This window comes from Jiangella sp. DSM 45060, assembly GCF_900105175.1.
Lineage (GTDB): Bacteria > Actinomycetota > Actinomycetes > Jiangellales > Jiangellaceae > Jiangella.
In genome coordinates this window covers 6,792,415-6,818,146 of record NZ_LT629771.1, presented here as the reverse complement: position 1 = coordinate 6,818,146, position 25,732 = coordinate 6,792,415, and the positions used below count along the sequence as shown (strand labels likewise).

Annotated in this window: 29 protein-coding genes and 1 tRNA gene; 11 read left to right on the top strand and 19 right to left on the bottom strand. The window is 68.6% G+C overall.

The features are described from left to right. Positions 1 to 10: 10 nt before the first annotated feature. From BLU82_RS30785 to BLU82_RS30765, 5 genes are all read right to left on the bottom strand, one after another. Positions 11 to 1,588 (bottom strand): replication initiator, encoded by a 1,578-nt coding sequence (locus BLU82_RS30785; protein ID WP_197682580.1) that lies wholly within the window; start codon positions 1,586 to 1,588, stop codon positions 11 to 13. Beyond that, positions 1,585 to 2,685, bottom strand: coding sequence for a hypothetical protein (locus tag BLU82_RS30780; protein WP_172885736.1), 1,101 nt, complete (start codon positions 2,683 to 2,685; stop codon positions 1,585 to 1,587). The genes BLU82_RS30785 and BLU82_RS30780 overlap by 4 nt, the downstream gene beginning before the upstream one ends. A gap of 723 nt (positions 2,686 to 3,408) precedes the next feature. Continuing rightward, positions 3,409 to 3,573, bottom strand: a complete 165-nt coding sequence (locus tag BLU82_RS34540) for a hypothetical protein (protein ID WP_157741371.1) — start codon at positions 3,571 to 3,573, stop codon at positions 3,409 to 3,411. An 84-nt stretch (positions 3,574 to 3,657) separates the two neighbouring features. Then, positions 3,658 to 4,191, bottom strand: a complete 534-nt coding sequence (locus BLU82_RS30770) for a hypothetical protein (protein ID WP_092624651.1) — start codon at positions 4,189 to 4,191, stop codon at positions 3,658 to 3,660. Further along, on the bottom strand, positions 4,191 to 4,670 hold the full coding sequence (locus BLU82_RS30765; RefSeq protein ID WP_092624650.1) for a hypothetical protein: 480 nt from the start codon (positions 4,668 to 4,670) through the stop codon (positions 4,191 to 4,193). The genes BLU82_RS30770 and BLU82_RS30765 overlap by 1 nt, the downstream gene beginning before the upstream one ends. 143 nt (positions 4,671 to 4,813) lie before the next feature. On the opposite strand from BLU82_RS30765, the gene BLU82_RS30760 reads away from it, so the two are divergent. The 3 genes from BLU82_RS30760 (at position 4,814) to BLU82_RS34535 (ending at position 7,240) form a co-directional block, all read left to right on the top strand. Further along, positions 4,814 to 5,659 (top strand): RNA polymerase subunit sigma-24, encoded by an 846-nt coding sequence (locus BLU82_RS30760; protein WP_092624649.1) that lies wholly within the window; start codon positions 4,814 to 4,816, stop codon positions 5,657 to 5,659. After that, a complete protein-coding gene (locus tag BLU82_RS30755) occupies positions 5,659 to 6,525 on the top strand; it encodes a protein phosphatase 2C domain-containing protein (protein ID WP_092624648.1) in 867 nt (288 codons plus the stop codon). The genes BLU82_RS30760 and BLU82_RS30755 overlap by 1 nt, the downstream gene beginning before the upstream one ends. A 61-nt stretch (positions 6,526 to 6,586) precedes the next feature. Beyond that, the gene (locus tag BLU82_RS34535) at positions 6,587 to 7,240 is read left to right on the top strand and encodes a hypothetical protein (protein WP_157741370.1); all 654 of its coding nucleotides are present in this window, start codon (positions 6,587 to 6,589) and stop codon (positions 7,238 to 7,240) included. A gap of 228 nt (positions 7,241 to 7,468) precedes the next feature. Here the strand turns inward: BLU82_RS34535 and BLU82_RS34530 are convergent, their stop codons facing one another. Beyond that, positions 7,469 to 8,176 carry a hypothetical protein gene (locus tag BLU82_RS34530; protein ID WP_157741369.1) on the bottom strand — a complete coding sequence of 236 codons (708 nt, stop codon included), beginning with the start codon at positions 8,174 to 8,176 and terminating at the stop codon, positions 7,469 to 7,471. A 1,045-nt stretch (positions 8,177 to 9,221) separates the two neighbouring features. On the opposite strand from BLU82_RS34530, the gene BLU82_RS34525 reads away from it, so the two are divergent. After that, entirely contained in the window at positions 9,222 to 10,571 is a 1,350-nt protein-coding gene (locus BLU82_RS34525; protein ID WP_157741368.1) for a HEPN domain-containing protein, read from the top strand. Positions 10,572 to 10,857: 286 nt separating this feature from the next. On the opposite strand, the gene BLU82_RS30750 is transcribed toward BLU82_RS34525, so the two are convergent. From BLU82_RS30750 to BLU82_RS30720, 7 genes are all read right to left on the bottom strand, one after another. Continuing rightward, positions 10,858 to 11,199, bottom strand: a complete 342-nt coding sequence (locus tag BLU82_RS30750; protein ID WP_092624647.1) for an XRE family transcriptional regulator — start codon at positions 11,197 to 11,199, stop codon at positions 10,858 to 10,860. After that, entirely contained in the window at positions 11,196 to 11,558 is a 363-nt protein-coding gene (locus BLU82_RS30745) for a type II toxin-antitoxin system RelE/ParE family toxin (RefSeq protein WP_092624646.1), read from the bottom strand. Before BLU82_RS30745 ends, BLU82_RS30750 begins: the two co-directional genes overlap by 4 nt. Positions 11,559 to 11,721: 163 nt before the next feature. Continuing rightward, positions 11,722 to 12,036, bottom strand: coding sequence for a hypothetical protein (locus BLU82_RS30740; RefSeq protein ID WP_157741367.1), 315 nt, complete (start codon positions 12,034 to 12,036; stop codon positions 11,722 to 11,724). Beyond that, entirely contained in the window at positions 12,033 to 12,584 is a 552-nt protein-coding gene (locus BLU82_RS30735) for a hypothetical protein (RefSeq protein WP_092624644.1), read from the bottom strand. The genes BLU82_RS30740 and BLU82_RS30735 overlap by 4 nt, the downstream gene beginning before the upstream one ends. A 282-nt stretch (positions 12,585 to 12,866) precedes the next feature. Then, positions 12,867 to 13,415 (bottom strand): hypothetical protein, encoded by a 549-nt coding sequence (locus BLU82_RS30730; RefSeq protein ID WP_157741365.1) that lies wholly within the window; start codon positions 13,413 to 13,415, stop codon positions 12,867 to 12,869. A 244-nt stretch (positions 13,416 to 13,659) separates the two neighbouring features. Continuing rightward, positions 13,660 to 14,637 (bottom strand): hypothetical protein, encoded by a 978-nt coding sequence (locus BLU82_RS30725; protein ID WP_092624642.1) that lies wholly within the window; start codon positions 14,635 to 14,637, stop codon positions 13,660 to 13,662. Positions 14,638 to 14,713: 76 nt separating this feature from the next. Further along, positions 14,714 to 15,493, bottom strand: a complete 780-nt coding sequence (locus BLU82_RS30720) for an alpha/beta fold hydrolase (protein ID WP_092624641.1) — start codon at positions 15,491 to 15,493, stop codon at positions 14,714 to 14,716. A gap of 77 nt (positions 15,494 to 15,570) precedes the next feature. Here BLU82_RS30720 and BLU82_RS30715 point away from each other — a divergent pair, with 77 nt between their 5' ends. The 5 genes from BLU82_RS30715 to BLU82_RS30695 all read left to right on the top strand — a co-directional run bounded on the left by BLU82_RS30715 (position 15,571) and on the right by BLU82_RS30695 (position 19,078). Beyond that, positions 15,571 to 15,903 (top strand): YciI family protein, encoded by a 333-nt coding sequence (locus BLU82_RS30715; RefSeq protein WP_370246342.1) that lies wholly within the window; start codon positions 15,571 to 15,573, stop codon positions 15,901 to 15,903. Between the two features lie 198 nt (positions 15,904 to 16,101). Beyond that, entirely contained in the window at positions 16,102 to 17,400 is a 1,299-nt protein-coding gene (locus BLU82_RS30710) for an RNA polymerase sigma factor (protein ID WP_231947619.1), read from the top strand. 97 nt (positions 17,401 to 17,497) lie between these two features. Then, positions 17,498 to 18,022: a hypothetical protein gene (locus tag BLU82_RS30705; RefSeq protein ID WP_092624639.1), complete on the top strand. Its 525-nt coding sequence runs from the start codon at positions 17,498 to 17,500 to the stop codon at positions 18,020 to 18,022. Between the two features lie 103 nt (positions 18,023 to 18,125). Then, positions 18,126 to 18,431: a type II toxin-antitoxin system VapB family antitoxin gene (locus BLU82_RS30700; RefSeq protein ID WP_053203958.1), complete on the top strand. Its 306-nt coding sequence runs from the start codon at positions 18,126 to 18,128 to the stop codon at positions 18,429 to 18,431. An 86-nt stretch (positions 18,432 to 18,517) separates the two neighbouring features. Beyond that, a complete protein-coding gene (locus BLU82_RS30695; RefSeq protein ID WP_092624638.1) occupies positions 18,518 to 19,078 on the top strand; it encodes a LytR C-terminal domain-containing protein in 561 nt (186 codons plus the stop codon). A gap of 10 nt (positions 19,079 to 19,088) precedes the next feature. Here BLU82_RS30695 and BLU82_RS30690 read toward each other — a convergent pair whose 3' ends face one another. The 4 genes from BLU82_RS30690 to tadA all read right to left on the bottom strand — a co-directional run bounded on the left by BLU82_RS30690 (position 19,089) and on the right by tadA (position 22,821). Then, a complete protein-coding gene (locus tag BLU82_RS30690) occupies positions 19,089 to 20,600 on the bottom strand; it encodes a potassium/proton antiporter (protein WP_092624637.1) in 1,512 nt (503 codons plus the stop codon). A 181-nt stretch (positions 20,601 to 20,781) separates the two neighbouring features. Continuing rightward, positions 20,782 to 22,026, bottom strand: coding sequence for an amidohydrolase (locus BLU82_RS30685; RefSeq protein WP_092624636.1), 1,245 nt, complete (start codon positions 22,024 to 22,026; stop codon positions 20,782 to 20,784). A gap of 154 nt (positions 22,027 to 22,180) precedes the next feature. Then, positions 22,181 to 22,270 (bottom strand) — tRNA-Ser (locus tag BLU82_RS30680). 119 nt (positions 22,271 to 22,389) lie between these two features. Continuing rightward, positions 22,390 to 22,821, bottom strand: a complete 432-nt coding sequence (tadA, locus tag BLU82_RS30675) for a tRNA adenosine(34) deaminase TadA (protein ID WP_092626564.1) — start codon at positions 22,819 to 22,821, stop codon at positions 22,390 to 22,392. Between the two features lie 187 nt (positions 22,822 to 23,008). Here tadA and BLU82_RS30670 point away from each other — a divergent pair, with 187 nt between their 5' ends. Then, positions 23,009 to 24,280 carry a Glu/Leu/Phe/Val dehydrogenase gene (locus tag BLU82_RS30670; protein ID WP_092624635.1) on the top strand — a complete coding sequence of 424 codons (1,272 nt, stop codon included), beginning with the start codon at positions 23,009 to 23,011 and terminating at the stop codon, positions 24,278 to 24,280. Between the two features lie 3 nt (positions 24,281 to 24,283). On the opposite strand, the gene BLU82_RS30665 is transcribed toward BLU82_RS30670, so the two are convergent. Both BLU82_RS30665 and BLU82_RS30660 read right to left on the bottom strand, forming a co-directional pair. Further along, positions 24,284 to 24,757, bottom strand: a complete 474-nt coding sequence (locus BLU82_RS30665; RefSeq protein ID WP_092624634.1) for a tRNA adenosine deaminase-associated protein — start codon at positions 24,755 to 24,757, stop codon at positions 24,284 to 24,286. Between the two features lie 15 nt (positions 24,758 to 24,772). Next, positions 24,773 to 24,982 (bottom strand): hypothetical protein, encoded by a 210-nt coding sequence (locus BLU82_RS30660; RefSeq protein WP_092624633.1) that lies wholly within the window; start codon positions 24,980 to 24,982, stop codon positions 24,773 to 24,775. A gap of 104 nt (positions 24,983 to 25,086) precedes the next feature. Between BLU82_RS30660 and upp the strand changes: the two genes are divergently transcribed. Continuing rightward, positions 25,087 to 25,728 (top strand): uracil phosphoribosyltransferase, encoded by a 642-nt coding sequence (gene upp / locus BLU82_RS30655; protein ID WP_092624632.1) that lies wholly within the window; start codon positions 25,087 to 25,089, stop codon positions 25,726 to 25,728. The last annotated feature ends 4 nt before the right edge of the window (positions 25,729 to 25,732 follow it).

The following is a 25,732-nucleotide window of genomic DNA, read 5'->3' as shown; positions in this document are numbered from 1 at the left end:
GTTCCTTCCGTTACGCCGCCGGGGCAGCGGCACGTGCTGCGGTTGCCGAAGGACCGGGCGCCTGTGGGCCGGCGCGGGTCTTGGCGTCCTCGTACTGGGTTCGCCAGCGGTGTTTCTGCGCGATGGCGTGCGCGATGAGCCGGGCGTAGGCCGGGGCGTCGAGGTCGCCGGGCTTCGTCGTCGTCCACACGAACCGAGGCAGGCCATCGGGACGGGCCGCGGTTGCCGAAAGCTCGTCGTGGTCGTCCATCTCGATCCCGGCCTCGGCCAGGACGGCCCTGACGACGGCGGCGCGGTCCGCGCGGTGGTCGTCGAGGGTCTTACCGGTCCACCGCCGGGAGACGAGGACGCGGCGACCGCCGAGGCCGAGATGATCCCGGTCGTGCGCCTTCGACCCGCACCGGCCCGGCTCCATACCGCCCTTCGCGTCCTTGGGCTGGACGCCGTAACGGAGCCAGTTCGCGCACGTCGGCGAGCACGGCAACCAACGGACCTCCTCGGCGATCCGGTCGATGTGCGCCCTGCGCGCTGCCGAGACAGGTGCTTCGCCGTCGCTGTCGCCGTCGTGGAGCGGGTCCGTGATCGACTTGGTCAGGTACTTGGTGAGGTAGCCGATGACCCGATCCGCCAGCGGTGTTCCGGCGATGACGCCCTGGATGTCGACCTGCGACCCGGCGCGGATCACGTGTGCCGGCGACGCTTCCGGGTCGTCGTCGATGGCATCCAGCGCCTCATCCCACGTCGGCAGTACCGCACCGGTGGTCGGGTCGGCGTAGGCCTGGCCCAGCTCGTCCCACACCGGCAGCTCGTCCGGGTCGGTATAGACCGGGTCGTCGAGCTGCGGCCACCACACCTGGTGGTAGGTCGCGGCCACCACCTGCTTGAGCAGCTTCCTGGGGATGGCTCCCCGGATGGCGGCGTGCAGATGCGGGGCGAGGCGGCGTTGGGGTTCGACGGTGGCGAAGTACTGCACCGAGTACCCGGTCGCGCGGCGCAGGTTCTGCCAGAACCGGTCGACCAGCTTCGGGAAGTGCATCGCATCCAATGCAGCCCGCCGATAGTCGTACGACCGCGGATCGACGGGCACGCCCTCGCTGGTGACGCGCCCGTAGGACGGCAGGGTGAGGGTGACGAACATCGACGGCCGGTACGTCTTCCCGTCCGGCGACTCGAACACGCGACCCGTCGTGCGGTCGGAGACGGCCAGCCGCGGGAGGTCCGGTGCGTCCTGCCGCCGCCGCGTCGAGCGCACCCGCCGACCGGCCTCGTCGACATCGTGAGCGTCCGCGTCCTCACCGTCAACGTCGCCGTCCGCATCGTCAGTGTCGCTGTCGTCAGGCTCGGTGTCGCCGGGCTTGGGTGGGTCCTCGGTGAGGTGCCACCCCTCGCGGCACTGCTGGATCCGCAGCCTGCGGGCCGCGTCCGCGCACGAGGGGCACACCTTCGCCCGCGTGGCCCCACACGGGATAACCACGGTGCGGACGGTGCCAGTGATGGTGTCGGTGACGCGTTGCAGGATCGGCCGCACGCACACCCGCTCAGATGCTGCGAGCTCGCGCATGGTCGCGTCATCGGGCAGGGCCGTCACGTCGTCGCCTCCTCATCTGCGGGCGCCTTGTCGGCCGCTGTGGGGCCGGTGAGGTCGGCCAGGTCGCGGCGCAGCTCCGTTGTCCGGGTGGCGATCTGTTCGGCGGTGTGCTCGTCGACGTAGGGGAAGCGGACCCGTTCGAGCTGCCCGCCAGCGTCGGCAACCACGGCGACACCGGGCATGCCGACCGGGATGTCGACGGGAGATACGGCGGAGCCGCGGACGACGGGTCCGAGGATGGCTTCGGCTGCGTCGTCGGAGAGGACTCGCCAGGCTGTCCGGACGGAGGCGTTGTCGCGGATGGCGGTCGGGATGGCATCGCTGGTGGGCTTCTGGGTCAGTAGCCGGGTGATGATGCCGGCGGAGCGGCCCTTCTTCACCAGCGCCGACAACCGGGCCGTGATCGTGGCCGCGACGGTCTTGGTGTCCTTGTCCATGCCTTTGGAGTCGGTGAACGTCTGCACCTCGTCCACGACCAAGAACACGACCGGGTGGGCTGGATCGAGCGGCAGGTTCCAGAAGTTCGCCTGTCCCCGCTGGGTCTTCTGCGTCTTCAACCGTGCCCGCATCAGCCGGTGCACGGACTCCACCAACTCGAGAACGACGTTCAGGTCTTCGTCCTCATTCGTGTAGGCGGCCGCGCGTGGGGCGATCCAGGACCAGTCCTCGCCGCCCTTGCCGTCGATCACGACGTACTGCACGGCCGGGTTCTGGATCAGCCCACACGCCAGGCCCGTTTCGCCGGCCGTCTTCCCGCTGCCGGGGACACCACCGCCGACCTCGGCGGCGATGTTCGCGTAATCCCTCGTGCGCCACTGGCCGTCCTCACCGACCGCGAACCGCACCGCCCGGAGATCCGTCACCGGCTCGACGTCCTCCAACACGACGCCGTCATCGAGCACGTCACGCTCGACCAGGGTCAGGTCGACCAGGCCGGGACCGGTGGAGGTGACCCGCACGGCGGTCGCGCCCAGAGCATGGGCGAGTTCGGCGGCCTGGCGTTCGAAGTCACCCGGCTCCTGACCAGTGAGCAACCGTGCGTGCAGCACGTCACCGACTGCGCTCTCACTCACCCGCACCAACCGCGGAATCGCCACGTCACCGGGCCGTCCGGGGATCGGGCGGTGCAGGCCGCAGGACTGTATGACCTCGACCCAGCGCAGCCCGTATGTCGTGCGGAGGCGGTGACGGGCCATCAGCCAGCCCACGTACCGCCAGTACGACCAGGGGTGCACCCACCGCCACACGACAGCGAGCAGCGGCGGACCCACTACCAGGACGACAAGGCTGGCCCACCCGTAGGCGGCGAACACGAGCACGACCAGAGCTGCTACGGCCAGGGCGCGCTTGAATCGCCAGGCCAGCTGGAGCAGCCAGACACCGGTCACGAGCTTCAGCAGCCACATCATCGCGCCCACCTCCCGGCCGGGCTCGGGACGCCCCGTTCAGGCGTCATCGCGTTCGTTCGTGGCATCGGGGTCACCTCGGAGGTGCGCCGAGTCGTCAGCGCCAGGTGGCGGGCGTGTGCGGCCGCGTGGCAGCCGGAGCACAGCCGTTCGCCGGTGGCGGGGTAGAACCACGCCTCAGCGGTCGTGACGAGGCGCGGGCAGCGCGAGCAGTCGACGAGTGCGGTGATCACGACACGGCCTTCGTCCGTCGCCGCGCGGTTGTGCGCGTGGGCCGGCGAGACGGCTTCGCGCAGCCCTTGCACGGCGTCTCGGGATCGGCAGCCAGGTGACGCCCACAGGCCGGGCAGCGGAACAGGTAGGCCGTCGCGGTGAGGTCGTGCGGGAGGACACCGAACAGGACTGGGTCGCCGTTCATGCCCGCTCACCACACCGGTTCGCGTCGGTGGTCTGCTGCTCGAACGTGTGGTCAAGGTCGGTGTCGACGGTCGCGACGACCCATGGGGCGACGATCAGCAGTGCAACCGCCACGGCCGCGTAGACGGCGAGCGGGAGTCGCCACGAGGTAGGTTGGGACACACCAATCCCCTCCATTCGGGGGTGTTGATTGGGGCCACCGGGGACGGGCGGTTTCCTAGGCCTTGACCCGTCCCCGGTGGGGACTCATCGCGAGAGCGCGATCGCTCCTTCACCGTTCGTCGCGTCGCTCACGGCAGCCAGCCGCACCACCAGCGCGTCATCCGACGCCGCCGGGTACAGCCACGCCGGCAGCTGGGCGTGCACGACCGCGAGCCAGTCCGCGAGCACAGCCGCGCCGCGCTGGTCGAACGACACATCCATCGGCGACCACGCCACCCGGCCACCCAGAGTGGCGACCAGCCGGACCAGGTTCTTCTCACCGCTCGACATGACCCCGTACGCCCGCACCTCACGCGACGCCTGCGGACCTCCCGCCTGCCACTCCCAGAACGCCGCGTCGTCGTCCGGCGGCGGGAAGCGGTCTTCGTACTCCGCCCACGCCGTCGAGTGCGCCAAGTGCCCATTGACAGCCGCCGTGATGGTGTCCGGCCAGTCCGGATGCAGATCGATGCGCCCGGCGATCCGCTCGGCCAGCTGCCGCACCCACGGATGCCGCTCCGCAAGCCACTCCGCCGCCCGGTACACGTCCGACGGCGCCTTCACTGTCGCGGCCGCCATCAGCCGGCCTTCTTCTCGCCGGCCTTGACCGCGTCCTGCGCCGATCCCTCGGACCGCCCCGCCGGACGAGCCGTCTCAGCGGCACCTGGTGCCTTGACGCCGGTCGCGCGGTACTCGTACCCGAGGAACTTGAACTCGCCCTGACCCATCACCTTCGGCGACGCCGTCAACCCGACCAGCTCCACCGGCCGCATCCCCGGCAACACCTCATCCGGCAGCGGCGCCGGCTGAACCTCGGCAGTGAAGATCACCTCGAACGACGCCCGCTTCGCCTTCTGCTCATCCGGATCAGTCACCGTCGCCCGCCACTGCCGCAACCCCGTCACCTCGTCCATCAGCTGCCGCGCCTCACGACCGCGCGCGCGATCCTCCTGCGACTGATACTCCAGATCCGGTTCGATCTCACCGACCAACACCAGACCCCGCGGAAACGCCTCACCGAACTCCACCGGGAACCGGTGCCCTCGCTGTAGCGCCATGATCCAACCTCCATTTGTATAGGGGGGCTACACAACGAAGGTAGTTGCAAGGCCGACGATTGTCTAGACCCCCTACACAGCCGTCTTGCGATGGACCCGTCTATCCCCCCTAAACTCAGCGGCACGAGCGATCGGGGAGCACAGTGAATGACGAGGTAGAACGCATCGCAGCGATCAAGGACCCTTTCGAGCTGCTGCGGGAAGCAAGCGGTCGGATCACGACCGCGCAGCGCGAAGTCACCGAGCTTGCTCGTCTGCGCCGGAAGGTAATCCAGGACCTTCGCGATCAGGGCATGTCCTACGCCGACATTGCCAACGCCGCGGGACTGAGCCGCGGACGGATCTTCCAGCTCCGCCAGGCTGGAGCGGCACCCGAAGCGGCGTTCCTCGGGCGCGGCCGGGTCGTGATCCTGACACCTCTCAAGCACGAGGCCGGCAACTCCCGACCCGTTGTCGCAGCGGAGGACTTCACAGCGGCGCAACGCCTTGGCGAGCTCGCGCGCTCCCTCCGCCTTGACGTCGAGCACGAGCAGATCCCGACAGACGGTCAGGTCGACCTCAACCGAGACAACCTCATCGTCATCTGCGGCCCGAGACTGTCCGAGCCCGTTGCCGCGACGCTCGCACAAGACCCCGCGATCCGCTTCGAACGAGCGGCTGACGGCGTGTGGACGCTACGCGACTCCCGAGCTGATGCCGTCTACCGCTCCGGACAAGACCAGGAACCACCCCGGGCCACGGACCCCGCGTACCTTGCTCGACTGCGCCGCCCAGACGGCAAGGGCACACTTCTGCTCTTCACCGGCATCCATCCACCGGGCTCACTCGGCGTCGTACAGTTGCTCACCGCGGACCTAGCTGATCTCTACGAACAGGCCGGCACAGAACAGTTCTCGGCGCTTGTCGAGGTCGACTACGACCCCGCGACGCACGACCCCACAGCAGCTCGATTGCTTACCCCTCTCTACCGCCACGAGGCAGGCGGCTGATGCGCGCTCAACTCGCGTCGATTCCCGCGACCGCCGATCAGAAGAACGAAGACTTCGCCGCGGTCACAAGCAACGTCGCGGTGGTCATTGACGGCGCAGGCGTACCTCCCGACTCGGAATCTGGCTGTCGCCATGGCGTCGCTTGGTATAGCCACATGCTCGGCGCTTCCTACGTCGGCCAGTTGGCTGACCTCCACCGGCCGATGACTGACTGCCTCGCCGTCGCCATCAATAGCGTCAATGCCCTCCATGCGAGCACCTGCGATCTCGGACACCCTGGGTCACCGTCTGCCACTGTCACCGCCATCCGCGATCAAGGTGACACCATCGAATACCTCGTCCTGGCCGACTCACCGCTCATCCTCGATCTCGCGAGCGGTCTCGTCATCATCTGCGACGACCGCGAAGCCGCCATCGGCGCTCGCTACCGGCCCGCGATGGACGCCACTGCGAACGGAAGCGTCGAGCACGCTAGCGCACTGCGCGATTACGTCGAAGCCATGCGAGCCCATCGCAACCGGGATGGCGGATTCTGGGTGGCCAGCACCGAAGCGATAGCTGCAGAACATGCCTTGATAGGTGCAGTTCGGGCTCACGATCTACGTGCCGCCGCGCTGCTAACTGACGGAGCTAGCAGGACCGTTGATCGTTTCCACCTGATGGACTGGACTGACCTATTAGCTCAACTCCGGTCGCACGGGCCGGCGGCGCTTCTCGACCGGGTACGCGAAGCCGAAGCCAGCGATCCCAAGGGCCACCGGTGGCCCCGGGGCAAAGCGAGCGACGACGCCACCGCGATCTACATTCAGCCAGATCGCCTCGACCAGCTTATATCATCGTGGGATGGAGCCACGGATTCCGATTGACCCTGTAACAATTCTCAAATGGACCGCAGTGGCGCATAGCGCACGCATATGCAATCGAATCATGACGCAACTCGGCGACCCGTCCCCCATCTCCAATTTCGTGAAGATCAACGAAATATATGTCCACGAGAAGGCATCCGACTGGTGTCGCTCCTACCTCCGGGCAGCCTTGGAGCATTTGCTTCTCTGGGCGGAGTATGTCGCTCCACTCAATTTCCCACCGGACCACGAGGTGACGCACAGCTTCCGGCCAGCGTATACGCTCGCACGCGCTGCGCTGGAATCAGCCTCACAGGCAGTGTGGACAATGGCGGGAGGCTCCGCGCGCGAGTGCGCTCGGAGGCATCTTTGCCTTATAAGGTGGGACTACGAGGAACATCGAAAGAGTCTGCCGACCACGAACGCGAAGCAGCACGTGCAAGAAATGGACAGGCTCTTGCTGGAGCGCACTGCACCCGCGTATAAAGAAGTCGAATTGAAACGGCCTAACCACTTTACCGTCCTTCAAGCTACAGCGCCAATAATTGATTACGTGCCCGAAGACCTGGAGCGCATATGGCGTGCGGCAAGCGGTTCGGCTCACGGTAAAGTTTGGCCAGCGATAGACCTTCAGCATGTCGTTCCCCTGGCTGAATATGAGCCCGGCCATTTTCGTACCGTACGAATACCGGACGTCGTCGGCATGACTGAGGCTCTTGAAGCGGCCGAACCATGACCAAGTACGGCACGCTCCGATTCGCCGACTTCTGTGGCGCCAACATCGAGGCACTACTAGACGATGCGAAGCGTTGGCTTGCGTCCCACATCCCTCTTCGAGAAGAAGCGGATCCAGAAATCTTAGCGAAGCTCACTGCCCAAACGGACAAGCCTTAGAGCGGCGCTCGCACGCATAACCACGTATCCGATGGCCTGATGAGATTCAGATAGAGCGTTCGTGGCTCGATCACACCGACGGCTCGTTGCGGCCGTGGAGATTGAGCAGAATGCGATTCAGTATAGACAATGCCTCGGCCGCATTCGCAATCCCCACCGGATACCCATGAACCGCGCGGTTGCATAGATCTATGGCATATCTGAGATCGATGGCGTCGCCCTCGTTCAACGCGCCCCCAGCCAACAGCTGGCCAGTCATCGCGCCTAGAGATATGGGCTTGGACGAGCCAGCAACCTCCAGCGGAATACCTAGCAGCTGGCGAAACTCGATCTCAACCGCTCTCCGGGCACGAGCGAGACCGTTCCAGACCTCACCGCCAGCGACCTCCCTGTAGGCATCTGTTAGCTCCGGAAACACCTCGCCGTCGAGTGTGCCAAAACGCTCCCTATTGTCCCGTCCTTGCGCAGGACTCAACTCTGCTTCCCTATCGTCGCCTACGAAATCCAGAATTTCCCCAACAAGGTCATTGAACCTTCGCCTCACGGCCTGATCTCGTGTGTAATCACTGACTCTAACCTTGCCGATATCATTGCGCAGCACGGAACCAAGCTTGTCGATGTCCGGATTAGTGAGTACCGTCGATACGTCGGCCTTTTCCAACGCATTCGACGAGGTCGAGCGTGATTGTAGTTCCTTCAGGTATCCAACAAGAGCAGTTGCCACTGAAGTCGCGCCTAGGCCTATCGCTAACAAGCTGATCACCGCGTCGAGGCTCATCGCGTGCCCCGTCCGAGACGGTACAGCCTCAGGAATGGCCTTATCGTCCTGAGCTCCGATGCCAGGAATTGTGCCGCAATGAACTCCCGATGCATGCTCCGCACGCGCCATCCGACGCCCGCTGCCATAACTATTGCGACGATCGCGCCCACGAACCCTAGTCGCACTACCCATGATGAGCTCGGCGCGTCCTCCTGTGCAACAGCTAAAGCCAGCGCAATTAGAAGACCCGAACCGCCACCAGCCAGCGCACGGGCCAGGCTCATCGAGCGCTCAAATCTCCATTGAAAGATCCTGTAGATGTGCTCATCGTCGCTCTCCCCTTCGGCCACAGCAAGATCGACCAGGTCTCCGACCGTCAAACCCGCCACAGGTCCCCCTTCCGCGATCCGAGCTCCCCACTCGCGCGGACGGTACAACAGGAGCCGGACACATCCTCGGACGGCAACAGTCCGCGCGCATAGTCCCAGATCCTGCTGCGCGGACTGGAGGGTCCTATTTGCCAGCACGCCAACAAGGCCAACGAGGCCGCCGTTGCCGAGTCCACCTTTTCGAGATCAAGCGGCGCTGACGCGCCGTCTCCGCCCGGTCGCGCCCGGGCATGCGGCCTGGCGGCCGTTCCGGGGCGCGACCGGGCGGAACGAAGACGGGTCGCACCGCGCTCCATGCAAGCCAGCCTCAACAGTCACCGCCCGGCTCCGCCCTCTACGCGGCCAGTCTGCGGCCTCCGCTACGCGCGTCAAGGGCGGCTTGAAGTTTCGTCAAGCGCTGTCGGCTCGCACGAACAGCTCACCCCTTGCAGACGAAACATCAAGCCGTCGCTGCGCGATGCCTACGGCACCCTGGACCCGCTCCGCTTCGACCTACACCGGGGCAGCTACGAGAACGACGCCTCAGAATGGGTCGGCAGTCTCGACTCGGCAGTTCTGAAGTGCCACCATTAACCATGGTCGCAACTGAGGAGCCAGCACAGTGGGTACGAGAGCCTAATGACGAATCTGGTATCCCGGGACGCTACTGGGTAGACGCGACGACCGGCGCCGGCATGGCTGCGCTCGATGGGATCTGGGATGAAGACATCCAAGACGCTTCTATCGACACATGGCACATGGTTCCGAACCACCTATACGGCAGAGTTTTCGGCAAGGCCGTGACCTTGATCGGAACACGTGTCGTTAACCATCGGACCGTAGTTCCTGGTGGCACTCAAGCAACGGTTCGAGCCACGTATGCGCTAGAAGGTAGCCTCTGGCTTGAACCTGAGGAGTGCCGTTACGATGAGCTCAGAATTCAGTTCTGGGACCAAGAGCCCTGGTCGGCATGGGCGGCCTACTCGTATGTTCTAAGTAAGGACTTTCACGAAAGCACAATCAAGCGAACCACGCCCGACCCAATCGTCGCGGAGTTCCCAGGTGCCAGAATTCAGCTGGAGGACGCGACAACAATACCAATGCCTTCGGCCGGGCGCCCGGTCGAGCTTAGGGACGAAAGTGCAATTCGAATTAAGTTTGACCAGCCCCTATCGTTCGAGGAGATCACGAACGTATGGCTCATCCCCATTGAGCTCCTGATCATAACCTCCTCACGGCGACTATCCGGAATCCGGTCCCTCGCTGTCACCAATTCGACCTGGCAAGTCGACGGGAAGGATCTGAAAGGTCCCAACAAATGGATGACAATCCGAACTAGTCACTCCTCGCGTGATGGCATGACGGATCTAAGCCACCATGACACGCTGTACACTCTCAAGGACCTCGACTTTCCAAGTCTCATCACACGCGCCTCGGCCATCGTGAATTCACACAGATACTCGATCGAGCAGTATGCATCACTGATGTCGCGTCGACAAACTCGACACGTTGAGGCCTTCATGTCTTGGGTTCGTATGGTGGAGTCATTCAGCCGCGAGGGCGACGAGGGTGTCGATGGAGTTCCTCCCGAAAAGCTGGGGGACCGCGATGTGCTCGTTAGCGCTGTCGGTAGCGCCTTGCAGGAAATGGGGTGGAATGCTCGCAGGCGAAAGCCCGTGAAGGGGATAGTCAATTCAATTCTGGGCCCTTCACTAGAGCAACGATTACTTGCGATGGAACGTGAAGCGGGTCACCCCGTACGAAGCCTCATACCCGAAGACGATGAAGATCGCTGGGCTAACCGCGTGGCATATCTCCGCAACATCGCTTCGCACGGACTGCCCCCGTCTAAGGAGCTGGTCAATGATGTTCGTCAGGTCCAAGGCGCGACGGCAGCACTCCGAGTCCTCTTCGACACTCGATGGCTTGTAGAGCTTGGATTTCCAGTGGAATCGGCGAATCAGCTAGTACAACGTCATCGGGACTACTACTCACTACGAGACGTTGCGAGGAACACGCTCCTACTGGATGTTGAAGGCGATTGATTGGCCAGCGCAGTACGAACACGATCACGCACCACCCGCGCGACAGTCACGAAGGCGTCGACGGGGAACGGTGGTCTCAGGCGCCGCGACCTCGTTCGCTTCACCACTACCCAACGCCGTCAGGGTTGCGGCGAGCACATCGGCAGTCCGCATGGTGTCAGTCCGCCCTGTCTGTGAACATAGAACGGCGTGGCCATCTGGCGCGCCTGGCGTGCACGACCAAGCCACCCGGACGACTACCCGTCCTGGACCAACGCGCTCCGCTGCCCGCAGTGGCAGGCGGACATCAACGCACAGTGATGCTGTGTCCGGGGAAGTCGGCGACGATGCGGATGCGGCCGCCGAGGGCGGCGACGTAGCGGCTGATGGTGTCGACCTCGGTGCGGGTCAAGTCGCCGCGCTCGATCTCGCTAACGCGCTTCTGGCTGACGCCCATGTCGCGGGCGACGTCAGTCTGGGTGCGGTGCTGCTCACGCCGAATCTCCGCCAGGCGGTACGCGGCTTCCTCCGCCTCCAGCTCCGCACGAGCCTGAGCAACGGCGACCTCGTCGACGTTCAGCTTCGCGCGGGTCTCCGCCCACGTCGGCCAGCGCGCGGTGTTGGTCGCGGTCTCGATCTCCTGTGTCATCTCGCCCCCTTTGCCTTGCCCTCGTCGAGCATGGTCAGCCACTCGTCGTATCGGTCGTCTGCGAGCGGGATCGACGCCTTGTACCAGCGTTCCCACTCGCCACGCTTGTCGCCGGCCACCAGGAGGATGGCAGCGCGTCGTGGATCGAACACGAACAAGATCCGCACCGTGCGCGCACGCAGCTCCTTCATGTTGTGGTGCCGGCTGCCCTTGATGCTGTCCACCGTCGGCCGACCCAGCGCCGGCCCATCCTCGGCCAGCCGGTCGAGGGCTGCGGCAACAGTCACCGCCGTCGTCCCAGTCAGGCCCTCCAACCACTTGGCCACGTCAGGGTGTTCGTGAATCACCCAGGCACCCATCAATATACCTCACAACTTCTAGTAGGCAGGCGGTATCTCACGTCAGCCCACGGTCATCGCCAAGCCATCCGTACGAGGACCGCTCACGGCGGCCGGCTCGTCGCTCGTCCCGGCATGGGAATCTGGGGCAACGAACCGGCCACCGTCACGGAGCCGCTAGCGATCAATCGCGCCGTTCACGCGTTCCGCCCAGCTCGATCGCTCGCTCAGCCGCCTCGGCCAGCGCCGTCGCGATGTCGGGCACGGACGCGGCGGCGAACAGGAAGCCGGCCGTCGACGCCCACGGCGTAGTCACCGTCAGCTCGACACACACCGACGCCCGCGGTTGGACCCGCTGCGCGAGGTTCACGCCAACGAGGCCGCCACCGCGGACCCCTCCGGGCACCGACGCCACGTACTTGCGGTGCACGGCGTGGGTTCCGGTCTCGTCGCACCACTTCACCGAGCACGCAGCATTGCGGTCCTCGACGGCCCTCACGGCTGACGCTCCCACTCCGCGACGTACAACTGTCGCACGGCCTCCAGCGAGGACCGCAGCTCCGCCAGCCCGTCCGCCAGCTCCGGAACCCCGGAGAAGGTCTCTGCGTGCTGCTCGACCAGGCCGACAGAGCGTTCCAGCGTCTCCATCTGAACCTCGACCGCCAGCGCACGTCCGGCACGGCGATCCAGGCGACCGCGGAACCCGATCACGAGCCCGCCCCAGCGGCGGTAGAGCCGGTCCAGGCGCTCGATGATCTGCTCGTCGGTCATGCCCGGCAGGTACGTCCGAGCGTCCGTGAGGATGGTCGGGGTCCACCCGGCACGCTGAACCTTGTTCGCAATGCGGTGCAGCTCGTCGGCCAGCTCGTGCACTTCGGCCGCAGTGAGACCGAACTGCGCGTACTGACCGCTGTCCTCCGGGCGGATCGTCACATCAATGGTCGGGCCTTCCTCATCGTGGTACGCGACGATCTCTCCGATGTCATCACTCACGAACGGAGCACGGGTGATGATCTCCCGCTTCTTCGGCTTCGATACGGTGACCATGGGTCTCTCCCTGGTGTAGTCAGGTTGGGATCAAGTCCCCGGTCCGGTGTTCCCGCACCGGCCGGGGGCGTCTAACTGATGAGGCAGATCCCGCCTCCAGGCGGACCGCGAGCCGTCCGCTTCCGTCTCAGTTTCCGTCTCATTCGGGCCCGTTCAGACCCGTCCATAGCACAGGCAGGTGCTAGCCATCGTCTGCAGGTCGGACGGTTCCGGACACAGGAAAACTGCTGGTCACGGGCTTGGAAAGCGTGTTGGGAGCAATCCCTCAGGGGTTCGAATCCCCTATCCTCCGCCAACGCTGCCGGGCGGACGCATCGCCCGGTCCCTACCGGGACCGGGCCGGTGGTCGCCGCGCATGAGCCCGTCCAACAGGCTGCGCTTCTGAGCAGCGGCAGGGTTGTTCTGGCCAGCCAACGCTCGCCGGGCCTCTCGAACGAGTTCGAGGGCCGGGTCCCGACCCCGAAGGTGCTCCGTGGCAATCAGGTGACGGGTCAACTCGACCACGGACAATTGGAGCCATCCCTTGGCCGTCTCGGACAGCACGGCGTCAGAACTCTCGACGAGATCGCTCAGGTAGGGCACGGCATACGACGCCAGCTCGTCGGCCAGTTCACCCGCAACGTCGGTCACCGTTTCGGGCGCGACGAGCAACTCACGCCGCCGACGCTTCGGCAACATGTAGCCAAGTGGAATCACAAGGGTGCGGTTGCGATAGGAGTCGGCGAGGCCACATGCGCGCGCGACCTCAACCTCGATGGATTCACTGCGGGCTCCGACGTACGAGGTTGCACGCGCATGCCCCGCAGGAAGGCCCGCGACCGCCGTTCCCACGGTGACGACGTAGGTCCACCCAGCCGAGGCATCCAGAGTCCACCAACCTGCCGCCCGGGCTCGCCAGCCCAAGGTCTGCATCGGGTCGCGGAGGCCTCGTACGATGGCTCTCCTGCCAGGGACGACTGGCATGCCGAAGATGTTGCCACAGTCAGCAACACAGACGCCCGGTCAGCAGCCACCCGAGTCAAGCGAGTGGGGGCGCGTGATGACGTCCCGAACTCAGCCTTCCTGGTGTGTCACGTCACACCCGGCGGCGGCTGAGTTCGTCGCACTCGTGCCAGTACCTTGCGTCCTCCAAGTCGTTGGCGATCGCCTGCCGAAGATCCGATGAGATCTCGTGCAGTCCCGGCGTCGGTCCTGGGCTCGAGACGTTCAGGAGGTCATCCAGTTGCACCGAGACCGTCACCGCATGCCAGCCGAAATAGGCGGCGACGGTATCGATGGCGAGATGCGGACGCCAGCGGTTGAGCAGAGCATAGGTGAGCACTTGGTCGAGCACGGCGCGCATCTCCGCAGCCGGATCACCATAGTTCTTCACCTCGACGAGAGTCGTCCCGATGAGCAGGTCGGCAACCGCGTAGCCGGCGGCCAGCTCGATCTGGACAAGCGAGAGCTCGCCGAGATCACTCAGGCTGGACCGACCGACGTCAAGGTAGGCCTGCCAGAGCGGTGTCATCGCCCGGGTGACCTCGCGGTCGTGATCAGGGTGTCTCTGGCGCCCGCCGCCGTTGAGCCCCCTGACAGCGATGCGTCGCTGGATCTCTGTGGACTCGTGCCGGCACACCCGCGCAATGCGCTCGTCGGCAGCTGCGGCGTAACAGGCCAGAAGCGCTTCGATCTGATCGTCATCGACGACCGTCGGGTGCTTCACTCTCGTCCAGCTCAAGATCGTCGGCTCGGTCATGTCAGGCATCTGCCACTCTGGTGCTATGCGATCGAAGCCGGCGACCCGCAGCAACTTTTCGCACCGTTCGGCCGTCAGACTGCGCAGTACTGGCAGGTACGCCGGCTTCGATGCCAGGTCGAGGCCGATCCGCATCTCCAGAGCCGTCCCAATGGCTGCGTAGTCGCCGCACATCCCGAGTCGCACCGGCTGCCGCCGCGATCTGCCGACCACGAGGCTCCACTCGTCAGCGACCTGATGGCGGGCGGGAAGGCGCTCGTCCAGAAAGCGCCGCAGCGCGCTGTCGCTCTTGTAGACCTCGTTGCAGACGCCCACCGCGATCCACGTCCCTTCGCCGACATCGAGAGCTCGATCTTCGCGGCGGGGTCCGACACAACGCGTCGAGCAGCGGTCAGGTGAGGAACTCCCGCACGACGGCGGCGGTGTCGGGCGGCGAGATGGTGTGGTCCGCGCCTCCGGCGACGGTGAGGTAGCGGGCGTCCGCCAGGAGGGACGGCAGGGCTTCGGCCGTCTGCCGCAGGACCGGCCAGGTCTCCTCACCCGTCAGGACGAGCACCGGCACCCGCACCGCCCGCATCTCCGGGGTCGGCTGGTCGTACGGGGGCGCGGTGAGGGTGGCGTCGTAGACGACGGTGGGGGCGATCGCCTCGAGCTGCGGGAAGAACGGCGACTGCCTGATCCCGGCGACCATCTCCGGCGGCAGCCCGATCCCCTCCAGCTGGAACGTCGTGACGGCGTCGGCGCGGCGACCGGCGGCGATCAGCGTCGCGAGCTGGGAGGGCAGGTCGGCGGGCCGCCGGTCGTCCGCCGTCAGAGCGAACGGCACCTCGTAGAGGACCAGCGAGGACACGGCGACGCCGCGGGAGGCGGCGAGCAGGGCGAGGTTCGCCCCGGACGAGAAGCCGAACACGGCCGCCGATCCGCCGACGTCGGCCAGGACGGCGTCGAGGTCCTCGATCTCGCGGTCGACGGAGTAGGGGGCGGTGTCGCCGCTGTCGCCGCGGCCGCGCCGGTCGTAGCAGACGACGGTGTGGGACGAGGCCAGCTCGGCGGCGACGGGTGCCAGGGTGTGCCGGTCGTTGAACGCGCCGGAGACGAAGACGATCGGGGCGCCGGATCCGGAGCGGTCGTAGGCGATCGTGGTGCCGTCGGCGGACGTGGTGGTGAACATCGGATGCTCCTCGAAGTAGCGACGGGTCGACCCCACGACGAACGGGATGGCGCACGATGGACACCATGAGCCAGCCGATTCGGTACCTGCTGCTGATCAGCGCCGACGAGGAGCGCGAGTCCGACATCGCCGACGGCGACGGGCTGCGCCGGTTCCACGCGTGGATGGCCGACCTCGAGCGACGCGGGGTGCTGCGGGCACACGAGGGCCTGTACCCGAGCCGGACGGCGACAACGGTACGGGTCCGCGACGGCGACGTGCTGCGCACGGACGGGCCGTTCATGGAGACGAAGGACCAGATCGGCGGCTTCGCGCTGATCGAGTGCGCCGATCTGGACGAGGCGGTCGAGATCGCCGCCGGCCACCCCGCCGCCCGGTTCGGGCAGGTCGAGATCCGTCCGGTCCGATGAACGACGCCGAGTTGTCAGTTCCCGCCCGTAGGGTGGGATCCCTCCCGATCCGGGCGGGTCATGCCAACGTCGACGCCGAGCCGACGTGACGGAGGGGGACGGCCCGGGGTGAGCGGTACTGGGACGGACGGCGCGAGGGCCGGCGGCGCAGGAGCGGACGGTGCCGGGGTCGACCGCGCACGGGCGGATGGTTCCGCGGTGGGCGGCGCGCGGGTGGACGTCGACGCCGCCGTGGCCGAGGCGTTCCGGGACGAGTGGGGGCGGGTCGTCGCGACGTTGATCGCGTGGGGCGGCGACTGGGACCTCGCCGAGGAGTCAGCCGCCGACGCGTTCGCCGCGGCGCTGGAGACCTGGCCGCGCGACGGTGTCCCGGACCGGCCCGGCGCTTGGCTGACGACGACGGCGCGGCGCCGGGCGCTGGACCGGCTGCGCCGGGCGAAGGCGGGCGCCGCGAAGCTGCGGCTGCTGGCGGCGACGGCGGACGAGCGGTCCGGCGGGTCCGCGGACGAGCGGCCGGGCGGCCTCGCGGACGAGCGGCCGGGCAGCCCCGCGGGCGAAGCGCCGGACGGCCCCGACGACGACCGGCTGCGGCTGCTCTACACGTGCTGCCATCCGGCGCTGGCGTTCGAGGCGCAGGTCGCGCTGGCGCTGCGCACGCTGACCGGCCTGACGACGGCGGAGATCGCACGGGCGTTCCTGGTGCCCGAGGCGACGATGGCGAAGCGGCTGGTCCGGGCGAAGGGCAAGATCCGGGCCGCCGCGATCCCGTACCGCGTGCCGCCGCCGGACGAGCTCCCGGAGCGCACGAACGCGGTCCTCGGCGTCGTCTACCTGCTCTTCAACGAGGGCTACGGCGCCACCAGCGGCGACGGCCTGATGCGGCCGGAGCTCACCCGCGAGGCGCTGCGGCTGGCCACCCTGGTGACCGAGCTGCTGCCCGGCGAGCCCGAGCCGCTCGGTCTGCTCGCGCTGCTCCGCCTGCACGACGCCCGCGCGGCGACGCGCACCGGCGGGGACGGCGAGCTGGTCCCGCTGGAGGAGCAGGACCGCGGCCGCTGGGACCGCCCGGCCATCGCGGGCGCCGTCGAGCTGCTGCAGCGGGCGCTGGCGTGGGAGCGTCCCGGCCCATACCAGCTGCAGGCGATGATCGCCGCCTGTCACACCGTCGCGGAACGGGCCGAGGACACCGACTGGCCGCGCATCGTCCGGCTCTACGACCAGCTGCTGGAGCATCAGCCGACGCCGGTGGTGCGGCTGAACCGGGCGGTCGCTGTCGCGATGGCGGACGGCCCGGCGGCCGGGCTCGCGCAGGTCGACGCCGTCGCGGCCGAGCTGGACGGCTACGGGCTGTTGCCCGCGACCCGTGCGGACCTGCTCCGCCGGGCCGGAGACCACGAGGCCGCCGCGACGCAGTATCGCGCGGCCCTGGCGGCGGCCGGCAACGACGGCGAGCGCCGCTACCTGGCGCGGCGGATCGCCGAGCTGGCGCCGGGCTGAACGCCGGACGTCGCGGCGACAAGTGCGGAGCAAGCAGCAGGTAAGCGGCCGACGGCACACTCCGAGCATCTGTCCGACCGAGCTTGGAGCACGACGCATGACGCTACGTACAACGACCCGCACCCGGCCGCAGCGGTCGCGCCGGCTGACCCGATGGGCCGTCGCGGTCGCCGGCGCCGTCGCCCTCACCTCCGTCGCGCTGCCGGGCGTGGCCGCGCCGAGCGGGTTGAAGCCCGGCGACATCGCCACCACGGGCTGCTGGCAGCACCCCAACCCGGACGGCAAGACCTGGACGGCGTGGACCTCCGGCGGGTCCGTGAAGTTCTACGAGCGCGGCGAGATCCTCGAGGTGACGGACACCAAGTCCAACGGGTGGCGCGTGGTGGGCCTGTTCACCTGGTGCGAGGGGCCCTTCCTCGGCCAGGGCGTCTGGCGCGAGTCACCCTCGACGTCCAGCGGCTGGCAGCACCGCGACAGCGGCCCGGACCAGGGCGCCGTCGACAAGCAGAGGTACGACTACGAGTTCGAGGAAGGCCGCCGGGTCATCTTCCGGGCCTGCGAGAAGAAGATGTCCACCGGACAGCTGCGCAACTGCTCGAACACCATGGAGGCATGGTCCTGACGACCGTGGCGTGGACGCGGCCGGCGAGCTCCTCGCCGGCCGCGTTCGCACGTGGTCCGGCATATGCCAGGCAAAACGACGCCCGCCGTTTAGACTGCGCTAGGTGATTTTCAAGCGCGTCGGAGACGGCAAGCCCTACCCCGAGCACGACACGGGTCTGCGGGCGTGGTCCGAGCTCCCCCCGCGCCAGATCCGCCTGGACGAGCTGGTCACCACCAAGCGCACGCTGAACCTCGAGACCCTGCTGGCCGACGACTCCACGTTCTACGGCGACCTCTTCGCCCACGTGGTCGAGTGGCGCGGCGAGCTGTACCTCGAGGACGGGCTGCACCGTGCGCTCCGTGCGGCGCTGCAACAGCGCCCGGTCATCCACGCCCGCGTCCTCCTGGTTCCCGACGCCGAGGCATGACCTGCGGAAACGGGACCTGCACACTAGGCTGATCACATCACCCCAGACCCCTGCCCTGCGGCATCGCCGCCGACCCCGGAGCACCCATGGCGTTCGAGGATGAGCAGCTCACCGAGGAGGAGAGCGCACGCCGGCATCACTGGCGGCGCATCCGCACCTCGGTGACGCTGCTGGTCCTCATCGGCGTGGTCATCGGCGCCGCCTGGTACAGCTGGGCCAACGTCGTCGGCGAGGAAGAGCCGGGCGCCGCGGGCTCCACCAGCCAGCCGTGCGCGCCGGGTGTGCCGACGTCCGCGCCGGCGCCGGCGGACGTGCAGGTGAACGTCTACAACGCCACCGACCGCAACGGGCTGGCGTCGGCGGTGGCCCGGCAGGTCCGCGACCGCGGCTTCACCGTCGTCGACGTCGACAACGACCCGCTGAGCAAGTCCATCACCGGGACGGCCGAGGTGCGGTCGCGGCCCGACGACCAAGCCGCCGCCGAGCTCGTCGCGACGCTGGTGCCCGGCGCGGTGTACGTGCCGGACGAGCGCACCGAGGCGACCATCGACCTCGTCCTCGGCGACACGTTCGAGGCGCTGACCGACCCCGCGGCGCCGCCGCCGACACCGTCGGCCGAGCTGCCGCCGTGCCAGGCCGCGTCCTGACGCCGGCGCGTCAGTCGTCCTCGTCCGGTGCGCCGCCGCGCTCGCCGAACCAGCCGGCCAGCCGGCCGCGTCGTCCGACGGCGCGCAGCCGGGCCTCGGTGGCGCGGCGCAGCGCCCGGGGCGCGACGATGAGGATCTCGTCGCCGTGCTGCAGCTTGGTCCGCGGACCCGGCACCATCGACGTGTCGCCGCGGACGATCAGCGCGACGCCGACCCCCGGCGGCACGCGCAACTCCCCGATCTCGACGCCGTGCAGCTTGGACCCGGGCGGCACGCGGACGTGGATGAGGTCGGCGTCCAGGCGCTCCAGCGGCGCGGACTCGACGTCGGCGTCGCGGGTCGGGAACGCCGGGACCATGCCGAGGCGGGTCGCCAGCCAGGGCAGCGTCGGCGCCTGGATCAGCGTGTAGAGGACGCTGACGATGAAGACGACGGCGAACAGCCACGCGGCCCGTTCGACGCCCTCGGCCAGCGGGATGGTCGCGAACACGACCGGCACCGCACCACGCAGCCCGGCCCACGACACGAACACCTTCTCGCGGACGGACATCACGAACGGCGCCGTCGCGGCCCACACCGAGATCGGCCGCGCGACGAACGTCAGCGCGGCCCCGGCGACGACGGCGGTGACGAACGCGCCCGGCATGTCCGACGGCGACGACAGCAGGCCGAGCATGACGAACAGCCCGATCTGCGCCAGCCACGCCAGCCCTTCGACGAACGACCGCGTGGCCGCGCGGTGCGGCAGCCGCGAGTTGCCCAGCACGAGCGCCGCGATGTACACCGCCGCGAACCCGCTCATGTGCGCATACGCGCCGAGGGCGTACGCCAGCACCGTCAGCGTCAGCACGACCAGCGGATACAGCCCCGACGCCGGCAGCGCGGTCCGGCGCAGGATGGCCGCACCCACCCGCCCCACCACGTAGCCCAGCGCGGCGCCGCCGATCAGCTCGTACACGACCGTCAGCCCGATCATCAGGAACCCCTCGCCGGCACCGTGCTCGGCGCTGAGGATCGTCACCAGCACGATGGCCGGCGCGTCGTTGAGACCGGACTCGGCCTCGAGAGCGCCGGACATCCGCCGTTTCAACGGCAGCCGCCGCAGCGTCGAGAACACGGCGGCGGCGTCTGTCGGGGCGAAGATCGCGCCGAGCAGGATCGCGGGCAGCCAGTCGAGCCCGAGCAGGAAGTGCCCGATGATCGCGACGACCGCCGTGCTCACGACGACGCCGACGGTCGCCAGCGACAGCCCGATGCCGAACACCGGTCGCGCCTCGTCCCAGTGCGTCGTGAGGCCGCCCTCGGCCAGGATGACGATGAGCGCGGCGTAGGCGAACGACCTCGCGATCTCCGGATCGGAGAACTGGACGCCGAGACCGGACTCGCCGATGACGACGCCGATCAGCAGGTACAGCACGAGGCTCGGAAGTCCGAGCTTCACGCTGGCGCGGACCGCGACGACGGCGGCGATGAGCACGAGGGCGCCGGCGAGCAGGAAGACGTTGAGCGAGTCAACGGTCACGCCCGCACCCCCCGTCCCTTGTCCCTGCACCCACGTCGCGGCAGGTCTAGAGCCTAAAGTGCGACCGACCCCTGGTGCGCGGCGAGCAGGTAGAGCGATACACGGCGGTAACGGTGCGCTCGGCGCCGGAGCGTGCTTCAGTGCCGCGCCGACGGCGGCTCAGTGCCTTGCGACCGGCGCGCTACGACGGTGGCAGCCAGGTGCGGACGGCGGTGACCAGCGCGGTGATCCCGTTCGCGAGCGTCGGCTGGATGACCGGCGCGTAGTGGGGTGAGTGGTTGGACGGCACGGTGAGCAGCGCCGGGTCGCTCATGTCACCGGTCGTGAACAGCGACGGGTCCGTGCCGCCGAGCAGCCAGTAGGACAAGGGCGCGCCGGCGCTCGTCGCCAGGATTCCGACGTCCTCGCTGCCCGCCCCGGCGCCAGGGTCGAGGATGTTGTCCGGTCCGAGCCACTTGGCGAACGCGTCCAGTGTCGTGCCGAGAGCCGCGGGGTCGTTGACGACGACCGGGAACCGTTCGATCTCGGTGATCGTGGGTTCGTCGGTCGCGCCGGCGGTCGCGGCCTCGCCCCGGACGACGCGTTCGATGCCGTCGAGGATGCGCCGGCGCACGCCGGTGTCGTAGCTGCGGATGTTCAGCTGCAGTTCGGCCTCGCCGGGGATCACGTTCGCCGCGTCGCCGGCATGGATCGAGCCGACGGTGAGAACGGCCGTCGCCGTGCTCGGTATCTCACGGGAGATCACTGCCTGAAGCCGCAGGACCGTCTCGGCGGCCATCACGACCGGATCGATCGAGGCCTCCGGCATCGACCCGTGAGCGCCCCGGCCGACCAGAAGCACGCGCAGAGAGTCCGATCCCGCGTAGGACGCGCCGGGATGTCCCGCGATCTTGCCGGCCGGCAACGGCGCCACGTGCTGGCCGAGGACGACATCAGGCGTGGGGAAGCGGTCGTACAGGCCGTCGTCGACCATCGCCTGCGCCCCTTCGCCGAGTTCCTCGGCCGGCTGGAACACCACGAGCAACGTGCCGGTCCAGCTCGCCCGGTCGGCGGCCAGCGCGGCGGCGGCACCCAGCAGGCAGGTGGTGTGCAGGTCGTGGCCGCACGCGTGATCGACCGGGACGCTCGTGCCGCTCCGGTCGGTCGTCGTCGCGGTGCTGGCGTAGTCCAGTCCGGTGTCCTCCTCGACGGGTAGAGCGTCCATGTCGGCACGCAGCAGCGCCGTCGGGCCGGACCCGTTCCTCAGCACGCCGACGGTCCCGGTCACGGCGACGCCGGTCGTCACGTCGAACCCTGATGCCTGTAGCCGATGCGCGACGATCCCGGCGGTGCGATGCTCCTGGAAGCCGAGCTCCGGATGCCGATGCAGGTCCTTGTACAGGTCCGTGAGGGTCGGATCGACGGCGATGTTCTCGTGCGCGGCCATGGTTGCCCCCTGCTCCCGGTTCTCCCACCAGGCTAGGAAGGCGACCACGGACCGGCGAGTCGTCTGGTCCGGCAAGGTCCGGTGGGTGTGCGCTGACCTGGGAACGACGAAAGGGCCCCAGATTCGCGACGTCGCGCGACTGGGGCCCTTCGGCTGGCGGTAGCGGTGGGATTTGAACCCACGGTGGAGTTGCCCCCACACACGCTTTCGAGGCGTGCTCCTTAGGCCGCTCGGACACGCTACCGCCGTCGAGGGTACCGGAGCCTCGGGCGCTGTAGGAAATCGGGCGGCCGGCCGCAGCACGGCGCCGCGGACGACCGGCTCGATCGCCTTGCCCCGCCACGACCTGCGCGGCCCAGGGGGTCAGCGCTGGGCGGCGAAGAAGTCGCGAACCAGCGCACCGCACTCGTCGGCGAGGACGCCCGCCAGCACTTCCGGGCGGTGGTTGAGCCGGCGGTCGCGGACGAGGTCCCAGAGCGAGCCGACGGCGCCGGCCTTGGGGTCGGGCGCGCCGTAGACGAGCCGGTCGACGCGGGCCAGCACAAGCGCGCCGGCGCACATCGAGCACGGCTCCATCGTCACGACCAGCGTGCACCCCTCCAGCCGCCAGGTGCCGGCCGCGGCCGCCGCGGTGCGCAGCGCCAGCACCTCCGCGTGCGCCGTCGGGTCGGCGTCGGCCTCGCGCCGGTTGTGCCCGCGCCCGAGCACCGCGCCGTCCGCGTCGACCACGACGGCGCCGATCGGGACGTCGCCGGTCGACGGCGCCAGTTCGGCCTCGGCCAGCGCGAGGCGCATGAGCGGCTCGTAGCGCCGGCCGGCCGGTCCCGCGGACATGCCGTCGACGATACGTGCCGCGGCGGTAAGACGTGTCACACCCCGCGACTTCTCAGCGTCACCACAGGAAGCGCGCGAAATCCTTTGACGAGATCCGCAATCTGATGCAAAGCTTAGAAGAACGAGCGTTCGCTTTACGGGAGATTCCATGACCCTCACCTCCCTCTCGATGATCGACCGCGGGCTCACCCCCGACATCGCCGTGGCCGCGTCGGTCGACCGCGCGGCCGAGCAGCTCGAACTCCGTCCCGGCGTGAACGAGCTGCTCAAACTGCACGACCGCGAGCTCGGCGTGCAGCTGCCGCTGCGCCGCGACGACGGCAGCATCGCCGTCGTGCAGGGGTACCGCGTCCAGCACAACGCCGCCCGCGGGCCGTACCTCGGCGGGCTGCGCTTCCACCCGCGCGCCGACGTCCAGCAGACCCGCGCGCTGGCGGCGCTGACGACGTGGCGCTCGGCGCTGCACGGCCTGCCGTTCGGCGGCGCCCAGGGCAGCCTGCTGATCGACCCGTCCGACTACTCGACGACGGAGCTGGAGGCGCTCACGCGGCGCTACGCGCTCGCCGTCAGCCACGTCATGGGGCCGCGGCTCGACATCGCCGCACCCGACCTCAACACCGACGCGCGCGTCATGGCGTGGTTCCTCGACGCGTACGGCAGCCGATACGGACACGCGCCGGGCGTGGTCACGGGCAAGCCGCTCGGCCTCGGCGGCGTGGCCGGCGGCGACGCCGCGGCCGGGCGCGGGCTGGTGTACGTGCTCGAGGCGGCGGCCCGGCGCTGGGGCATCGACCTCGGTGCGCAACGCGTGGCGATCCAGGGCTTCGGCCACGTCGGCTCGTGGGTGGCGCGTGAGCTGTTCGTGCGCGGCGTGCGGGTGGTCGCGGTCGGCGACGCCGGCGGCGCGGTGCTGAACGAGCGCGGCCTGGACGTCCCCGAGCTGCTGCGCGCCACCGCCGCCGGGTACTCCGTCGCCGACTCCCGGGCGCCGCTGCAGCGCATCGCGCCGGACGAGCTGCTGACGCTCGACTGCGACGTGCTGATCCCGGCGGCCACCGGCGAGGTGCTGACGGCGTTCAACGTCGACGGCGTGCGCGCGGGCATCGTGGTCGAGGGCGCCGCACACCCCGTCACGCCGGAGGCCGACGCCGTCCTCGACGCGCGCGGGGTGCGGGTCGTGCCCGACCTCCTGGCCGGGGGCGGGGCGGCCATCGCCGCGTACGCCGAGTGGGCGCAGGGCGTCGCGGGCGTGCCGTGGGACGAGCTGCGGCTGGCGACAGAACTGCGCGGACGCCTCGAGCGGACGTTCACCGAGGTCGCGGAGTTCAGCGAGGAGCACCACGGCAGCTACCGGCAGGCGGCCTACGCGCTCGCCGTCGACCGCGTCGCGTCGGCCATGCAACTGCGCGGCGGCCTCTGACCATCAGGGCAGCGCGTCGTCCAGCTGCGCGCCGAAGCCGGCGCGGGTGGCGATGCGCAGCAGCAGCTCGTCGGGGTAGGTGTCGAGGTCGTCACAGATCGCGGCCAGCGACATCGGGTCGACGCCGAGGTCGGCGAAGATCGTCAGGTCACCGGCCGGTTGCGCCGGGTCGTCGTCGTCCGGGAACGGCAGCCCGAGCCGCTCGACGACGTCGCGGGCCATCGGCCAGTCGGTCGCGGCGGTGACGTCGGACAGCAGCAGCCGCAGGTCGTCGCCGATCAGCCGGGCCGCGTAGAAGAAGTCCTCGTCGACGGAGACGAACGCCAGCGACCCGTTGTCGCCCGGCCGCTCGCGCAGCAGGCCGACCAGCTTGCCGAGGTCGTTCCCGAGCTCTCGCGGCGCGGTCTCGACCAGCCAGTGCCCGGCCTCGCGGTACGCCACGACCACGAAGTCGACAACGCCCTCAGTGTCGGACACCGGCGGAGCGGGTTTCTACATGCTCTGCCGTAGCCGGCCGCGCAGGCCGGCGGTGCGGCCGTGCCAGGGGGTCGAGCGGGCGAGCAGCGCGCGGGCCTCCGCCAGTTCGCGGAGGAAGACCGCCCGCTGACGCAGGCGTGCGGCATCGGCGACGAGCTCGCCGCCGGCGGGTGGGGGATCGTCTGTACCCGAGCCGACAGGCTCGGCTATGGCGCCCTCGGGCATCTGGCCTCCGTTCTTCAGACGCAACCCCTGCACACTCTCGGGGACGCTAGCACCAGCACACCCAACTGGTCGAGAGCGTGCCCGTATTCATATAAGTTCCTGGCATGCGTCTGCTGGCCGTCGACCACCCGCTCGTCGCACACAAGCTCACCGTGCTGCGCAACGTCCGCACCGACTCGCCCACGTTCCGCCGGCTGGCCGACGAGCTGGTCACGCTGCTGGCCTACGAGGCCACCCGCGAGGCGCGCGTCGACACCGTCGAGATCCAGACCCCCGTCTCGCCGACCACGGGCGTGAAGCTCAGCTCGCCGAAGCCGCTGATCGTGCCGATCCTGCGCGCCGGCCTCGGCATGCTCGACGGCATGGCCCGGCTGGTCCCCACGGCCGAGGTCGGCTTCCTCGGCATGATCCGCGACGAGGACACCCTGCAGGCCACCACGTACGCCACCCGGCTGCCCGACGACCTCACCGGGCGGCAGTGCTACGTCCTCGACCCCATGCTGGCCACGGGCGGCACGCTGGCGGCGGCGGTCCACTTCCTGGTCGACCGCGGCGCCGACGACATCACCGCGGTCTGCCTGCTGGCCGCGCCCGAGGGCGTCGAGCACCTGGAGCGAGAGACCCGAGAGCTGGGCGTGCCGCTCACCGTCGTCACGGCGGCGATCGACGAGCGGCTGAACGAGAAGGGCTACATCGTGCCCGGCCTCGGCGACGCCGGCGACCGCCTCTACGGCGTCGTCGACTGACGCC

Coding starts and splice junctions, on each gene's coding strand:
- BLU82_RS34530 (WP_157741369.1), bottom strand. CDS start 8,176: ATGAGCCTCGACGCGGTGATCAGCTTGTTAGCGATAGGCCTAGGCGCG.
- BLU82_RS30670 (WP_092624635.1), top strand. CDS start 23,009: ATGACCCTCACCTCCCTCTCGATGATCGACCGCGGGCTCACCCCCGAC.
- BLU82_RS30705 (WP_092624639.1), top strand. CDS start 17,498: ATGACGCTACGTACAACGACCCGCACCCGGCCGCAGCGGTCGCGCCGG.
- BLU82_RS30685 (WP_092624636.1), bottom strand. CDS start 22,026: ATGGCCGCGCACGAGAACATCGCCGTCGATCCGACCCTCACGGACCTG.
- tadA (WP_092626564.1), bottom strand. CDS start 22,821: ATGCGCCTCGCGCTGGCCGAGGCCGAACTGGCGCCGTCGACCGGCGAC.
- BLU82_RS30770 (WP_092624651.1), bottom strand. CDS start 4,191: ATGGCGGCCGCGACAGTGAAGGCGCCGTCGGACGTGTACCGGGCGGCG.
- BLU82_RS34525 (WP_157741368.1), top strand. CDS start 9,222: ATGGCTGCGCTCGATGGGATCTGGGATGAAGACATCCAAGACGCTTCT.
- BLU82_RS30720 (WP_092624641.1), bottom strand. CDS start 15,493: ATGTTCACCACCACGTCCGCCGACGGCACCACGATCGCCTACGACCGC.
- BLU82_RS30750 (WP_092624647.1), bottom strand. CDS start 11,199: ATGACACAGGAGATCGAGACCGCGACCAACACCGCGCGCTGGCCGACG.
- BLU82_RS30745 (WP_092624646.1), bottom strand. CDS start 11,558: ATGGGTGCCTGGGTGATTCACGAACACCCTGACGTGGCCAAGTGGTTG.
- BLU82_RS30765 (WP_092624650.1), bottom strand. CDS start 4,670: ATGGCGCTACAGCGAGGGCACCGGTTCCCGGTGGAGTTCGGTGAGGCG.
- BLU82_RS34535 (WP_157741370.1), top strand. CDS start 6,587: ATGACGCAACTCGGCGACCCGTCCCCCATCTCCAATTTCGTGAAGATC.
- BLU82_RS30735 (WP_092624644.1), bottom strand. CDS start 12,584: ATGGTCACCGTATCGAAGCCGAAGAAGCGGGAGATCATCACCCGTGCT.
- BLU82_RS30695 (WP_092624638.1), top strand. CDS start 18,518: ATGGCGTTCGAGGATGAGCAGCTCACCGAGGAGGAGAGCGCACGCCGG.
- BLU82_RS30755 (WP_092624648.1), top strand. CDS start 5,659: ATGCGCGCTCAACTCGCGTCGATTCCCGCGACCGCCGATCAGAAGAAC.
- BLU82_RS30660 (WP_092624633.1), bottom strand. CDS start 24,982: ATGCCCGAGGGCGCCATAGCCGAGCCTGTCGGCTCGGGTACAGACGAT.
- upp (WP_092624632.1), top strand. CDS start 25,087: ATGCGTCTGCTGGCCGTCGACCACCCGCTCGTCGCACACAAGCTCACC.